This window comes from Rhodococcus sp. WB9 (genome assembly GCF_007558985.1).
Lineage (GTDB): Bacteria > Actinomycetota > Actinomycetes > Mycobacteriales > Mycobacteriaceae > Rhodococcus_F > Rhodococcus_F opacus.
In genome coordinates, this window is sequence record NZ_CP041769.1 from 4934447 (window position 1) to 4948942 (window position 14496).

Annotated in this window: 13 protein-coding genes; 8 read left to right on the top strand and 5 right to left on the bottom strand. The window is 67.6% G+C overall.

Going from position 1 to position 14496, the window contains the following annotated elements; genetic code table 11:
- Nucleotides 1-79 precede the first annotated feature (79 nt).
- Nucleotides 80-1177, bottom strand: coding sequence for an isocitrate/isopropylmalate dehydrogenase family protein (locus FND50_RS22895; protein WP_144287215.1), 1098 nt, complete (start codon nucleotides 1175-1177; stop codon nucleotides 80-82).
- A gap of 19 nt (nucleotides 1178-1196) precedes the next feature.
- On the opposite strand from FND50_RS22895, the gene FND50_RS22900 reads away from it, so the two are divergent.
- On the top strand, nucleotides 1197-1718 hold the full coding sequence (locus FND50_RS22900; protein ID WP_005571116.1) for a 2'-5' RNA ligase family protein: 522 nt from the start codon (nucleotides 1197-1199) through the stop codon (nucleotides 1716-1718).
- Here the strand turns inward: FND50_RS22900 and FND50_RS22905 are convergent, their stop codons facing one another.
- Nucleotides 1719-2624, bottom strand: a complete 906-nt coding sequence (locus tag FND50_RS22905; protein ID WP_144287216.1) for a DMT family transporter — start codon at nucleotides 2622-2624, stop codon at nucleotides 1719-1721.
- Between the two features lie 194 nt (nucleotides 2625-2818).
- On the opposite strand from FND50_RS22905, the gene FND50_RS22910 reads away from it, so the two are divergent.
- Nucleotides 2819-3817, top strand: a complete 999-nt coding sequence (locus FND50_RS22910) for a helix-turn-helix domain-containing protein (protein WP_037204891.1) — start codon at nucleotides 2819-2821, stop codon at nucleotides 3815-3817.
- Nucleotides 3818-3890: 73 nt separating this feature from the next.
- Nucleotides 3891-4259, top strand: coding sequence for a thioredoxin (gene trxA, locus FND50_RS22915; RefSeq protein WP_005247443.1), 369 nt, complete (start codon nucleotides 3891-3893; stop codon nucleotides 4257-4259).
- 19 nt (nucleotides 4260-4278) lie between these two features.
- On the opposite strand, the gene polA is transcribed toward trxA, so the two are convergent.
- On the bottom strand, nucleotides 4279-7023 hold the full coding sequence (gene polA, locus FND50_RS22920; RefSeq protein ID WP_144287217.1) for a DNA polymerase I: 2745 nt from the start codon (nucleotides 7021-7023) through the stop codon (nucleotides 4279-4281).
- A 226-nt stretch (nucleotides 7024-7249) separates the two neighbouring features.
- On the opposite strand from polA, the gene FND50_RS22925 reads away from it, so the two are divergent.
- From FND50_RS22925 to FND50_RS22940, 4 genes are read left to right on the top strand one after another with little or no spacing between them, the layout of a single operon-like run.
- Complete coding sequence (locus FND50_RS22925) at nucleotides 7250-8620, top strand: branched-chain amino acid ABC transporter permease (protein ID WP_005260384.1); 1371 nt, start codon at nucleotides 7250-7252, stop codon at nucleotides 8618-8620.
- 4 nt (nucleotides 8621-8624) lie between these two features.
- Nucleotides 8625-9614: a branched-chain amino acid ABC transporter permease gene (locus FND50_RS22930; RefSeq protein WP_005247450.1), complete on the top strand. Its 990-nt coding sequence runs from the start codon at nucleotides 8625-8627 to the stop codon at nucleotides 9612-9614.
- On the top strand, nucleotides 9607-10626 hold the full coding sequence (locus tag FND50_RS22935; RefSeq protein ID WP_144287218.1) for an ABC transporter ATP-binding protein: 1020 nt from the start codon (nucleotides 9607-9609) through the stop codon (nucleotides 10624-10626). The genes FND50_RS22930 and FND50_RS22935 overlap by 8 nt, the downstream gene beginning before the upstream one ends.
- Nucleotides 10623-11417, top strand: a complete 795-nt coding sequence (locus tag FND50_RS22940; RefSeq protein ID WP_005247455.1) for an ABC transporter ATP-binding protein — start codon at nucleotides 10623-10625, stop codon at nucleotides 11415-11417. The genes FND50_RS22935 and FND50_RS22940 overlap by 4 nt, the downstream gene beginning before the upstream one ends.
- 62 nt (nucleotides 11418-11479) lie before the next feature.
- Here the strand turns inward: FND50_RS22940 and FND50_RS22945 are convergent, their stop codons facing one another.
- Nucleotides 11480-12802, bottom strand: a complete 1323-nt coding sequence (locus FND50_RS22945; protein WP_144287219.1) for an ABC transporter substrate-binding protein — start codon at nucleotides 12800-12802, stop codon at nucleotides 11480-11482.
- Nucleotides 12803-12968: 166 nt separating this feature from the next.
- Nucleotides 12969-13529 (bottom strand): TetR family transcriptional regulator, encoded by a 561-nt coding sequence (locus tag FND50_RS22950; RefSeq protein WP_005260378.1) that lies wholly within the window; start codon nucleotides 13527-13529, stop codon nucleotides 12969-12971.
- A gap of 109 nt (nucleotides 13530-13638) precedes the next feature.
- Between FND50_RS22950 and FND50_RS22955 the strand changes: the two genes are divergently transcribed.
- The gene (locus FND50_RS22955) at nucleotides 13639-14478 is read left to right on the top strand and encodes an oxidoreductase (RefSeq protein WP_144287220.1); all 840 of its coding nucleotides are present in this window, start codon (nucleotides 13639-13641) and stop codon (nucleotides 14476-14478) included.
- Nucleotides 14479-14496 lie beyond the last annotated feature (18 nt).

The window sequence follows — 14496 nt, forward strand, 5'->3', positions numbered from 1 at the left end:
GAACGGTAGGTTACGGCACCCGCATCTGCGGACGTCGTTACCGAACATTAACGGCCTGTCCCGGCCCGTGGCGGCGGTTTCAGCGACGCAGTGTCCGGGCGAGGACCGTCTCGGTGAATTCACCGGTCGACGCGAGTCCACCCAGGTCAGCCGTGGCGACTCCGGATGCGATCGTCGCACGGACCGCGTCGCGGATCCGGTGGGCCGCGCCGCCCAGATGCCGGTCCGCGCGGCGTTCCCCGAGCCACTCCAGCATCATCGCGGCCGACAGCATCAGCGCCGTGGGATTGGCCCGGTTGCGGCCCGCGATGTCGGGGGCGGCTCCGTGCGCCGCCTGCGCCATCACCTTGGTCTCGGAACTGTTGATCGACGGGGCGGTGCCGAGCGAGCCGGACAGCTCACCGGTCAGGTCCGACAGGATGTCGCCGAACATGTTCTCCGTCACCACGACGTCGAAGTCGCGTCCCCTGCGGACGAGGTGCGCGGTCATGGCGTCGACGTGCTCGTCGTCGATCCGCACGTCCGGGTAGTCGCGCTTCCCCACCTCCCGGCAGACGTCGCGGAACAACCCGGTCGTCATCGACAGCACGTTGGCCTTGTGCACGATCGTGACGTGCCGGCCGCGGGTGCGCGCCAGCGCGAATGCCGTGTGCGCGATGCGCTCACACGCCTTCCTCGTCACGACGCCGACCGCCAGCGCCACGTCCGGAGTGGGCATGAACTCGCCGCTGCCGGCGAACATGTTCCGATCCGCGTACAAGCCTTCGGTGTTCTCCCGGACGATCACCAGGTCCATGTCCGGGACCGTCGACGCGACGCCCTCGAGCGAGCGCGCGGGGCGGATGTTCGCGAACAGGTCGAATCTCTTGCGCACCACCCCGCCGGGGGTCAGCCGGCCGCGGAACGGTTCCGGGTAGGCGGCGCTGTCGTGCGGGCCCAGGATCCAGGCGTCGAGTTCGTCCAGCGCGGAGAGCGTGGAGTCGGGGATCGGCGTTCCGTGCGACTCGATGGCGCCCAGGCCGAGGGGCAGTTCCACCCAGTCGACGTCGCCGCCTCCTGCCGCGGTCACCGCGGCCGAGACCACCCGCTGGGTGGCGGGGACGATCTCGTGACCGATGCCGTCGCCGAGGAGCACCCCGATCCGGGTATCGGAAATGTTTGCCGTAGCACCGCTCATGAGGCCATCATTGCCTACCATGGTCCAGTCGGTGGAACTGCTGTTCGACGAAGCGACCGACGTTGCCGTGCGCGCGGAGTGGCAACGCCTGTGGGATGCCGGGATGCCCAGCCGCACTCGCGTTCGCGCCGAGTCGAATCGGCCTCACATCACCCTGTTCGTGGCACGCCACATCCCACCCGAGATCGACGAACTGCTGGGCCGCCGGATCGCGACGCCCTCGTTCCACATCCGGCTGGGCGGGCTCGTGATGTTCGGCGGCAGGCACGTCACGCTGTCCCGGTTGGTGGTGCCGTCGAAGGCGCTGCTGTCCCTGCACCGCAGCGTGTTCGATCTCGCGGCGCACGCCACGGAAATCACGCCGCACATCCGCCCGGGCGAGTGGACGCCGCACGTGACTCTCGCGCGACGATTGCCTGCCGATCAGATCGCAGAGGCCGCGCGGCTCCTCGACGGCGGCGACATCATCGGCCGGGCGTCGGTGGTGCGCCGGTGGGACGGGGACGCCAAACGCGAGTGGGTCGTCACGGCACCACCATGATCACGACGCGTCCGCGGCGACCGTCTCCGCTGCCGTGCGCGAAGACCGTTGGGTGACGACGATTCCCGCGATCACCGCGAGTGCCCCGACGGGCTGGTTCCACGAGATGCGCTCGTCGAGTGCGACCGCACCGAGCACGACGCCGACCACCGGTGTCAGGTAGGTGACGGTGGAGGCCGCGGTGGGCCCCCAGCCGCGCACCACGTTCGTGTTCCACACGAACGCCAGTCCGGTGCCGAACGCCCCGAGCCCGATCATCGACGCGACGATCGCGGGGGTCAGGTGCATCGGCGTGCTCGCGACCCACGGGGCGGCGAGGACCATGGCGGCTGCGGCGATCGACACCTGCATGAACGCGATGGTGGGCGTGCCGACGCCCCGCGGAAGGATGAACCGCCTCAGGTAGACCAGTGCCACGCCGTACGACGCGGTGGCGCCGAGGCACGCGACCTGGGCGGGGACGCTGCCGATGATCCCCGCCTGCCACGGCGCCAGCACCACGACCACCCCCGTGAATCCGAGCAGGAGGCCGAACAGCTTTGCGTCCGTGAGCTTCTCCCCAGGCAGGAACGCCAGGGCCACCGACATCGTCATGAGGGGCGTGGTCGCGTTGTAGATGCTGGCCAGGCCGGAACTGATGCTCTGCTCGGCCCAGCTGAACAGCAACCACGGCACCACACACTGGGCGACCGCCAGGACCGACAGGTGCGCCCACGTCGCCGCTTGGCGCGGCAACCGCGTCCGGGTGAGTCCGAGGACGGCACCGAGGGTCACCGCCCCGAACACGAGTCGCCACAGCACGACCTGCGTGAAGGACAGGCCCTCGAGGCCGACCTTGATGAAGAGGAAACTCGCGCCCCAGGCGAGCGCCGCGCCCGCATACTGGACCGCCAGATTCCCTCTCAAAATCGGAAGTCCCCGTGCTGGATGACTTCGTTGTGCGTGTCGGGCGTGCGGCCGGCGAGCGCCAGCGCGTCGAGCGCCAGGAACACGAGGAGTACCACGACCAGGATTGTCATGTCTTCAGCCTCGTAGCATCGACCTCCGAGAAAAAGTGGCAGAAACGACATTGTTGACCGTATTTCTGCCACACTGAGACGGTGCTGAAAAAAGTCGTCGTACCGCTCATGCCGCTCACCGAAGCGTTCGAGCTCGGTGTCGCCTGCGAGGTGTTCGGTTTCGACCGATCCGACGACGGACTCCCCACCTACGACTTCTCGCTCGTCGCCGGCTCACCGGAACCCATCCGCACCCGCTTCGGATACGGCATCGACGTGCCGTACGACCTCGACCGGCTAGACGACGCCGACCTCATCGTCGTTCCCGCGGGCGGAACCTACGCCGAGGCGGACGGCACCTTCGTCTGCGCGAAGGACCCCGACCCGTGCATGGACCCCCTCCTCGACAAACTGCGGGCCGCGGTGGACCGGGGCGCCAAGGTCGCCAGCCTCTGCAGCGGCGCCTTCGTGCTCGGCGCGGCCGGGCTGCTGGACGGACGCACATGCACCACCCACTGGCGGCACGCCCAGCGGCTCGCCGACCTCCACCCGGCCGCCACGGTCGACCCGAACGTCCTGTACGTCGACGACGATCCCGTCCTGACCAGCGCGGGCACCGCCGCGGGAATCGACCTGTGTCTGCACATCGTGCGCAAGGAACAGGGCAGCCGGGTGGCCAACGGGATCGCGCGGCGCATGGTGGTCCCGCCGCACCGGGACGGCGGTCAGGCGCAGTACGTGGCGATGCCGCTGCCGTCGACGACGATCGACACCCTCGGGCCGTTGCTCGACTGGATGACCGAGCACCTCGCCCTCGACCTGTCGGTGACCGCGGTGGCGGCCAAGGCCAACATGTCTCCCCGCACGTTCGCGCGAAGGTTCCAGGCCGAGACCGGGACCACCCCGGCCCGGTGGCTCAGCGATCAGCGGGTGCTGGCCGCGCAGCATCTGTTGGAGAACTCGGATCTCTCGGTCGACGTGATCGCCGAACGGGTCGGCTTCGGCGGCGGCGCCGTCCTGCGGCAGCATTTCCTGCGGCTGCGCCACACCACCCCGCAGGCCTACCGCCGCACGTTCCGGGACACGGAGCGCACCGGCTGACGACGCCGCAGGGAAGAATCGACGGCGACGCGGCGTTGCACACGCAAAGCAGTCACCGAAAGAAAGGACCCTCGTGGCCACCAAGACTCTGACTCAGCAGAACTTCGACGAGACCGTGACCGGCAACGATGTCGTTCTGGTCGACTTCTGGGCATCGTGGTGCGGACCGTGCCGCTCCTTCGCCCCCACCTTCGAGGCCTCGTCGGAGCAGCACCCCGACGTCGTACACGCCAAGGTCGACACCGAAGCGGAACAGGGCATCGCCGCCGCCGCGAACATCCGGTCGATCCCGACCATCATGGCGTTCCGTGAGGGTGTGCTGGTGTTCAGCCAGCCCGGTGCGCTGCCGCCCGCGGCGCTCGAGGATCTGGTCACGCAGGTCAAGGCACTCGACATGGACGAGGTGCGCAAGCAGATCGCCGAGCAGGCGCCCGCCGAGTAGGGCGGAGGACCGCCGCCGCCTAATGTGCGGCGGCGTCCCAACTGCGACCGGTGCCGACGGACACGTCGAGCGGCACCGACAGCTCGATGGCCGAGGACATCTTTTCGCGCACCAGCTGTTCGACCTGTTCCCGTTCCGAATCGACGACCTCGAGCACGAGTTCGTCGTGGACCTGCAGCAGCATCCGCGATTTCAGGCCCGCCTCGCGCAGCGACCGCTGCACGTTGATCATCGCGACCTTGATGATGTCGGCGGCCGTGCCCTGGATGGGGGCGTTGAGCGCGGCGCGCTCGGCGACCTCCCGACGCTGGCGGTTGTCGCTGGTGAGGTCGGGCAGGTAACGTCGACGCCCGTACAGCGTCGACGTGTAGCCGTCCTTGCGGGCCTGTTCCACGACCTCATGCAGGTAGTCGCGCACCCCGCCGAACCGCGCGAAGTACGCCTCCATCTGCGATTTGGCCTCTTCGGTCGAGATCTTGAGCTGGGCGGCCAGACCGAACGCGCTCAGCCCGTACGCCAGCCCGTAGGACATCGCCTTCACACGGCGGCGCAGCTCCGGCGTGACCTCCTCGATCGGCACGCCGAACGCACGCGCGCCGACGAAGCTGTGCAGGTCTTCGCCGGTGTTGAACGCCTCGATCAGCCCCTCGTCACCGGACACGTGTGCCATGATCCGCATCTCGATCTGGCTGTAGTCGGCCGTGAGCAGCGAGTCGTAGCCCTCGCCGACGACGAACCCGTCCCTGATCTGCCGGCCGGCGTCGGTGCGTACCGGGATGTTCTGGAGGTTGGGCTCGGTCGACGACAGCCGGCCGGTGGCCGCGACGGTCTGGTTGAACGTCGTGTGGATGCGCCCGTCCTCGGCGACCGTCTTCAGCAGCCCGTCGACGGTCACCTTCAGCCGCGTCGCGTCGCGGTGCGCGAGCAGGTGCTCGAGGAACGGGTGCGACGTCTTCTCGAACAGGTTCTGCAACGCCTCGGCGTCCGTGGTATATCCGGTCTTCGTCTTCTTCGTCTTGGGCATCTCCAGCTCGTCGAACAGCACGACCTGCAGCTGTTTGGGCGACCCGAGGTTGATCTGCTTGCCGATGACCCCGTAGGCCGCCTCCGCCGCCGCGGAGACCTCGGCCGCGAACCGGCTCTGCAGGTCGTGCAGGTGGTCACCGTCGACGGCGATGCCGGACGCCTCGATGACGGCCAGCACCTCCAGCAGCGGCAACTCCATCTCGGACAGCAGCGCCGTGGATTCGATGTTCGCGAGTTCGGTGTCGAGCGCGGCCGCGAGGTCGAGGACGGCGCGGGCGCTGAGAATTTCGGTCTCGGCGGCTTCCGCGTCGACCTGGTCGGCGTCGTCGAGCAGCGACAGCTGCTCCTGGCCGGTCTCCTCCACCCGCAGCTCCCTGCGCAGGTATCGCAGCGACAGGTCGTCGAGGTTGAACGTCCGCTGCCCGGGGCGCACCAGGTAGGCCGCCAGCGCGGTGTCGCTGGTGAGACCACCGAGCACCCAGCCGCGTCCGCGCAGCGCGTGCATCGCCCACTTGGCCTCGTGCAGGGCCTTCGGCTGATCCGCGTCCGCGAGCCAGATGCCGAGCGCCTTCTCGTCCTCCGGGGTGGCGGACGCGGTGGCGATGTAGGCGCCCTCACCGTCTGCGGCGGCGATGGCGATCGCCGTCACGTCACCGCCGTACGGGGTGCGGGTGCCGACCACCGACACGCCGGATCGCTCGCCCGTCGACGCGTGCGCCGACAACCAGTCCGCGACGGCCCCGGGATCGAGCGCGCTGCCGCGCACCTCGAAACCCTCCTCGGCCTCCGCTTCGACCGGCGCCAACGTGGCGAACAGCCGGTCGCGCAGCACCTTGAACTCGAGGTCGTCGAACAGCGCGTGAATCTTCTCCCGATCCCACTGCGCGAGCATCAGCTGGTCCGGGGTGTACGGCAGCGGGACGTCGCGCACCATCTCGGTCAGTTCCCGGTTGAGCAGGACGTTCGGCAGGTTCTCCCGCAGCGCGTCACCCACCTTGCCGCGGACCTTGTCGACGTTGTCGACCAGGCCGACGAGATCGCCGTACTCCTTGATCCACTTGGTGGCGGTCTTCTCCCCCACACCCGGGATGCCCGGCAGGTTGTCGCTCGGGTCGCCGCGCAGTGCCGCGAAGTCGGGGTACTGCGCAGGTGTGAGCCCGTACTTCTCCTCGACGGCCGCCGGCGTGAACCGGGTGAGGTCCGAGACGCCCTTCTTCGGGTACAGCACTGTGACGCCGTCGGTGACCAGCTGGAGCGAGTCCCGGTCGCCGGTCACCACGAGGACGCGGTACCCGAGCGCCTCGGCCTGGGTGGTGAGCGTGGCGATGATGTCGTCGGCCTCGAAGCCCGCCTCGGCCATCACCGGGATGCCGAGAGCCCCGAGGACGTCCTTGGTGATCTCGACCTGCCCCTTGAACTCGTCCGGAGCCGTGCTGCGATTCGCCTTGTATTCGGGGAACTTCTCCGCCCGGAACGTCTGCCTGGACACGTCGAACGCCGCCGCCACGTGGCTCGGCTGTTCGTCGCGCAGCAGGTTGATCAACATCGACGTGAACCCGTAGACGGCGTTGGTGACCTGACCGCTGTGCGTCTTGAAGTTCTCGGCGGGCAGGGCGTAGAACGCACGGAAGGCCAGCGAGTGGCCGTCGAGCAGCATCAGGGTGGGGCGATCGTCGGACGACGCGGCTGCGCCGGACGCGGGGGACGTGGTGGACCGGGGGGTGGTTGCAGGGCTCACGGTTGCCCAGTCTAGGGAGCCGATCCGACACCGATCAGCCGGATGGTTCGATACCCAACCGAAACGTGCCGGAAATCCGAGAACCCCATTTCGCGCGACCGGAGCCGTTAGAGTCCGGAAATTGCGGCACGGGCGGTAGTCGAGTCCGTCGCAGCACGTTCCTGACCGATCTACACGTCCCCGGAGGACCTGCGTGGCCCCAACCGTGAGGAAGCGACTCCCAGCAGTGAGGACGCGACCGAAATCCGCGAGGAAACGCACGAGAAGAGGGTCGGTCACCCGGCAGCTCGGCCGTGCGTTCGTCCTCGTCCTGCTCGGCCTCGTCGCGGCGATCGCTTTCGGCGGTCCCGCGGCGGCGCAGGAACCCACCCCACCGCCCCCACCGCCCGCGACGAGCGGGCAACCGGCGCCCCCGGAGAACGCGGTGCGGGTCAGCGGCAATCTCAACAACGCGGGCGAACGGCTCGCGGACGTCGAGGTGCGCGCTCTCGATTCGTCGGGCAGCGAGGTGGCGAAGGCGACGTCGGAGTCGAACGGCCGCTGGGAACTCCAGGTCGCGCCCGGCACGTACACGTTCGAGATCGTGGCGGACTCGCTTCCCGACGACGTCAGCGTGCAGGCCACGGTGCAGCGGGAAGTGGTGGCCGGTCGCACCAACACGGTGATCTTCTCGTTCGGCGAGGCCCGCACCGGTTCCGCGGTCCCGTTCTACGAGAAGCTGATTCGCCAGACCATCGACGGGCTCCGGTTCGGTCTCGTGATTGCCATCGCCGGTGTCGGGCTGAGCCTGATCTACGGCACCACCGGCCTGACGAACTTCGCGCACGGCGAACTCGTCACCCTCGGTGCGGTCGCGGCGTGGGTGATCAACGTGACGTTCGGTGTGCAGCTGATCCCGGCCACGATCCTCGCGGTCTTCGTGGGAATCCTGATCGGACTGCTGAACAATGCCGGGATCTGGAAACCGCTGCGACGACGCAAGACCGGCCTGATAGCGCAGCTGGTGGTGTCGATCGGACTCGCGATTTCCCTGCGCTACCTGATCCTGATCTTCTTCTCCGATCGCGCGGAACCATTCGTCGACTACCAGGCCCAGGTGGAAAGGCACTGGGGTCCGATCGCGATCACCGACGCCAACCTCGTGAGCATCGGCATCAGTCTCGTCGTTCTCGTCGGAGTGGCCCTGCTGCTGCAGAAGACGCGCATCGGCAAGGCCATGCGCGCCGTGTCCGACAACCGCGACCTGGCCGCGTCGTCCGGCATCGACGTCGAACGGGTGATCCGCTTCGTGTGGGGTCTCGGCGGCGGTCTCGCCGCGCTCGGCGGCGTCCTGTTCGGCATCTCCGAACTCGGCGGCCGCGTGCAGTGGGAGATGGGCTTCAAGCTCCTGCTACTGATGTTCGCCGGTATCACGCTCGGCGGACTCGGCACCGCCTACGGCGCGCTGCTCGGCTGTGTGATCGTCGGTCTGCTCGTCCAGCTGTCGACGCTGGTGATCAACCCCGACCTCAAGTACATCGGAGGACTGCTCATCTTGATCGTCATCCTGGTCGTCCGGCCTCAGGGCATTCTCGGCAGCCGGCAAAGGATCGGGTGAGGGCATGGACATCGCAGGAGCACTCCAGGTCTCGCTCGCCCAGCTGATCGGCCCGTCGGCGATTTTCTACGCGCTGCTGGCGATCGGCCTCAACCTGCACTTCGGCTACGCCGGACTGCTGAACTTCGGTCAGATCGGGTTCGCCCTCCTCGGCGGCTACGGCGTCGGGATCATGACCGTCACCTACCAGCAGCCGCTGTGGGTCGGCATCCTCGTCGGTCTCGCCGCGGCCGGGTTGCTGGCCGTCGTCCTCGGTATCCCGACGCTGCGGTTGCGGGCCGACTACCTCGCCATCGTCACGATCGCCGCGTCCGAGATCCTGCGGCTGATCTTCCGGTCCACCGCTTCGGATTCGATCACCGGATCCACCAACGGCCTGTTCGGTTTCGCCGACCCGTTCACCACGCTCAGCCCGTTCGACTCGGGTAAGCAGTACAACTTCCTCGGCGTGAAGTTCTACGGCGACGACCTCTGGTCGATGGTCGTCGGATGGACTCTCGTCCTGGTGCTGTGCGGGTTCGTGTTTCTCCTGACGCACAGTCCGTGGGGCCGTGTCCTCAAGGCCGTCCGCGAGGACGAGGACGCCGCTCGCGCACTCGGCAAGAACGTCTTCGTCTACAAGATGCAGGCGCTGGTCCTCGGCGGCATGATCGGCGGGCTCGGCGGCGTGTTCAACGCGCTGCAGACCAAGTCGATCAACCCCGACTTCTACTCCACCGCGCAGACGTTCTTCGCGTTCGGCGCCCTCATCCTCGGCGGCGCGGCGACGGTCTTCGGACCGGTGGTCGGCGCGATGCTGTTCTGGTTCCTGCTGGCCATCCCGGACGCCCTGTTGCGGCAGGCCATCTCCGGGCCCGATCCGCTGCTGCCGCTGACGGAACAGCAGGTCGGGGCCATGCGGTTCGTCCTGCTCGGCATCATGATCGCGGTGCTGATGGTCTTCCGGCCGCAGGGCATACTGGGCAACAAGCGGGAGGTGCAGCTCAATGCCTGACCACAGACTGCCGGATCATCAGCAGACCACCACCGTGCTCACCGCCGAGGAACGGGCCTCGATCTTCGCCGACGTCCCGCACTCCCCCGGCGCACCGAAACCCGACCCGATCCTCGTGGTCGACAACGTGTCCCGGACGTTCGGCGGGCTCAAGGCCGTCGATGTGGCGCATCTGGAGATTCAGCGCGGCTGCATCACCGGACTGATCGGTCCGAACGGCGCCGGTAAGACCACCCTGTTCAACCTGCTCACCGGTTTCGACCGGCCGGACAGCGGCACGTGGTCGATGGATGGCCAGTCGCTGGGCCGGATGTATCCGCACCAGGTGGCCCGCCGCGGCGTCGTCCGCACGTTCCAGCTCACCAAGGCGTTGTCGAAGCTGACGGTGCTCGACAACGTGCGGCTCGGCGCCACCGGGCAACGCGGCGAACGCATCGTCAACACGCTTCTGCCGTGGACGTGGAAGGCGCAGGAACGGGCCGTCACCGAACGGGCCAACGAACTGCTCGCGCGGTTCAAGCTCGACGCCAAATCCGACGATCTCGCCGGTTCGCTGTCCGGCGGTCAGCGCAAGCTGCTCGAGATGGCGCGGGCGCTGATGACGGAGCCGACGGTGGTGATGCTCGACGAGCCGATGGCCGGCGTGAACCCGGCGCTCACCCAGAGCCTGCTCGGCCACATCAAATCGCTTCGGGACGAGGGCATGACGGTCGTGTTCGTCGAACACGACATGGACGTCATCCGCGACATCAGCGACTGGGTGGTGGTGATGGCGCAGGGCAGCGTGATCGCCGAGTCCACACCGGGACACCTCTCGTCCAACAACGCGGTGGTCGACGCCTACCTGGGCAGCCACCACGATCAGGCACTCGAGTTCGACGACGAGGGAAATCCGGTGGGCGCGACGGCCGTTCTGGCCGAGGCACTCGAGAACGCCGAGGCCGAAACCCTCGAGACCGGCGGCGACCTCTCCGAACCCGACATCACCGAGCTGAGGCGTGAGAACCCATGACCGAACTGACCCCTGCGGAATTCGCGGCCACACCCGAGGAGCATGCCCGGCTCGCCGAGGGTGCCCTCGTCCGCGCGGACGGTGTGGTGGCCGGCTACATCCCCGGCGTCAACATCCTCCGCGAATGCAACTTCTTCCTGCGCGAGGGTGAGATCGTCGGCATCATCGGTCCCAACGGCGCCGGGAAGTCCACGCTCCTGAAGTCGCTGTTCGGGCTGATACCGGTGCGTGAGGGATCGGTGACCCTGCGGGGCGAGGACATCACGTCCAAACCCGCCCACGTGCTCGTGCAGAAGGGCGTCGGCTACGTCCCGCAGACACAGAACGTCTTTCCGTCGCTCACCATCGAGGAGAACCTCGAGATGGGGATGTATCTGCGGCCCAAGCTCTTCGCGGAGCGATTCGCGTTCGTCGGCGACCTCTTCCCGCTGCTCGTCGAGCGGAAGAAGGTGAAGGCGGGCGCCCTGTCCGGCGGTGAACGGCAGATGGTCGCGATGGGACGTGCGCTGATGATGGAACCGTCCGTGCTGCTGCTCGACGAGCCGTCCGCCGGGCTGTCCCCGATGTTCCAGGACGAGGTGTTCATCCGCTGCAAGCGGATCAACGCGGCGGGAGTCTCGGTGATCATGGTGGAACAGAACGCCCGCCGGTGTCTGCAGATCTGCGACCGCGGGTACGTCCTGGACCAGGGCCGCAACGCCTACACCGACTCCGGCCCCAACCTGATGCACGACCCGAAGGTGATCGAACTGTACCTCGGGACCCTGGCGGGAAGTCAGGAGAAGAAGTAGTTCCACCAACACGACTGTGGGCCAGGTTTCCCTGGCCCACAGTCCGTTTCAGGGGAGTGCGATCATCCGCCGACGACTATGTATCCCTCCGTCGTCAGCTTGTTGTCGGCGCCGAACTTCAGCTTGCCGTACGAACCGATGGACGGCTCGCCTGCGGCGGCGAAGTCGAGCTTGCCGGTGATGCCGTTGTAGTCGACGTCCGTGCCGGCCTGCACGAGCGGCAGGCACTCCTGGTACGACGTACACGGGGTTCCGCCTTCGGTGACGGCGTTGATGTTCGCGGCGATGTCGCGACCGGCCGTCGACTTCGCGGCTTCCGCGGCGAGCGCGGAAACGACTACGGCGTCGTAGGATTCACCGGCGTAGTTGAAGTCGATCAGCCCCGGGTTGATGCCCTTGAGACGATCCTGGAAGGCCGGGCCGACGTCCGTGAGCGGCGTGGTGCCCTGCATGCCGTCGAGCAACGGTGCGGCCACCGACTCGCCGAGCGCGTTACCCATGTTGCCGTCGACGCCGTAGACCTTCATCCCGTCGGACGGGCCGATGCCGACCTCGTGCATGCGGGTGATGATCTTCGCGGACTCCTCGAATCCGACCACCGCGACGGCGTCGGGGGCGAAGTCCTTCACCTGGTCGATCTCGGAGTTGAAGGACTGCGCGTTGGGGTCGTAGATGATCTTCTGGATCTGGTCCTCGGGGATGCCCGCGTCGACGAGGTTCTTCTGGATGTTGTCGGCGAGCCCGGTTCCGTACGGGTCGTTGAGGGCCAGGATGGACACGCGCTGGCCGCCGTCGTCCGAGATGAGTTGCGACACAGCCTGAGCCTGCAACACGTCGGTGGGGGCGGTGCGGAAGTACTGGCCCTTGTCCGGGTAGCAGACGAACTGGTCGGACGTGTTGGCCGGGGAGAACATCACGACGCCGGCGCTGGACACCTTGTCGATGACCTTCAGCGACACCGAGGACGACGCCGCGCCGATGATCACCTGGGTGCCCGCGGCGAGTTCCCGGTCCACGGTGGTGTTCGCCGTGTCGGTGGTGGTGTCGCCCGAGTCGCCGGGGATCAGTTGAACGGGCTGGCCGAGAACTCCACCGGCCGCATTGACGTCGTTGACACCGAGTTGGGTGCCCGCCACCATCGGCGGTCCGAGGAAGGAGAGGCTTCCCGTGTCGGGAAGCAGAGTGCCGATCTTCAGCGGCGCTGTGGACGGGGCACCCGCTGCCGCCGCCTCTTCGGGCGTGCAATCGGTGGAAACAGTGGTGGCCGAGGCAGAGCTGTCACTCCCGCTCGCGGAGTCGTCGCCACTGTCCGAACTACAACCTGCCAGTGCGAGTGATGCCGCGCCGAGAACCGCGGCCGCCCGCACGAGGGTCCGTTTAGCCATCCAAACTCTCCTTAGATCACCTGAGTGCGGGCGCCACCCGAGTTGGCGTCCGCTGTGGGATCAGACGCTAGCGGTCCGGCGGCTTTCGCGATCCGTCCGGAAAGGCTCGTGACCTTACTGTGATCTGAATACGACGAGTGTTTACGCGGTCGTAGCGTGGCGAGCCTCAGCCGCCGACGAGAAGGCGCACGGAGTCGACGACAACCTGGCGCCGGCGGGCCCGGTCCGCGGGGGCCGAGGCGCCGAGTTCCGGTGTCTGCGTGTGCCAGGACATCGCGACGGACCGGACGACGGTGAGCAGTTCCACGGGTTCGAATCGGGTTGGCAGCACACCACTTCTCTGCGCTCGCTCGATGTCGGCGAGCTTCGACCGGTTGGACGCGACCACCACCTGGAGCGGCTCACCGTCGGGCCGCTCCAGCTGGTACCAGGTGGCGAGCCGGAGCGTCGCCGGGTTGTCCTCGTACAGGTCGAACGACCGCCCCGCGTAACCCGGGAGGTCGGTGGCGTCGAACCGCACCTGCTCGGTGAAGGCCACCACGTGGGCGGAGAAGACCGCGTCGAACAGCTGCCCCTTGTCGCCGAAGTACGCGTAGATCATCGACTTGTTCGCCTTGGCGGCCAGGGCGATGCGGTCGACCCGCGCCCCGGCGATGCCGAACTCGGCGAACTCGGCCGCCGCCGCGTCGAGTAGTCGCTTCTTCGTTGCCTCTGCATCGCGCACCATGCATTCAGACTATCAACCAAATAGTTGGTTGACAGTTCCTTCCGGCGGGTGTTCCATGAATTTCGTAAGCATCCAACCAGTCAGTTGCAACCAGCGGATGGAGTACACCATGGCGAAGACGTGGCTCGTCACCGGAACCTCACGCGGTTTCGGCAGGGAACTCGCGACAGCAATCCTCGGCAGCGGCGACAACCTGGTAGCCACCGCCCGGCAGCCCGAACAGCTGACCGGCCTGATCGACACGTACGGCGACCGGGTTCGGGCGGCCCCCCTGGACGTCACCGACGACGCGGCCGCCCGTGCGGCGGTCGCCACCGCCGTCGACGAGTTCGGGGGCCTCGACGTGGTGGTGAACAACGCCGGCTACGCCAACAGCGTCCCGATCGAGGAAATGGACGACGAGGACTTCCGGCAGCAGGTCGAGGCCAACTTCTTCGGCGTCGTCAACGTCACCCGCGCGGCACTGCCGATCCTGCGCGAACAGCGCGGCGGCTGCTTCGTGCAGTTCTCCTCCGTCGGAGGCCGCGTCGGTGGCACGCCGGGGCTGAGCGCCTATCAGGCAGCGAAGTTCGCCGTCGAGGGATTCTCCGAAGTCCTGGCGGCGGAGGTGAAACCGTTCGGCGTGAAGGTGCTCATCGTGGAACCCGGAGCATTCCGCACCGACTGGCAGGGTTCGTCGATGACACGCAGCTCGGTCGGCCCCGACTACGAGGCAACGGTCGGCGCTATGAACCACTACCGGGAGACCACCGACGGCACCCAGCCCGGCGACCCCGCCCGGGCCGCTCGGATCATCATGGATGTGGTTGCCGCCGAGGACGCCCCGCTGCGCCTGCTGCTCGGGGCCGGTGCCGTCGAGATGGCCGAGAAGTCGTCCAGCGAACGCGCCGCCGAGGCCCACCGGTGGGCCGACGTCAGCCGATCCGCGGACTTCCCCACCGGTGCCTGACGCGTCGAAAGCGCATCG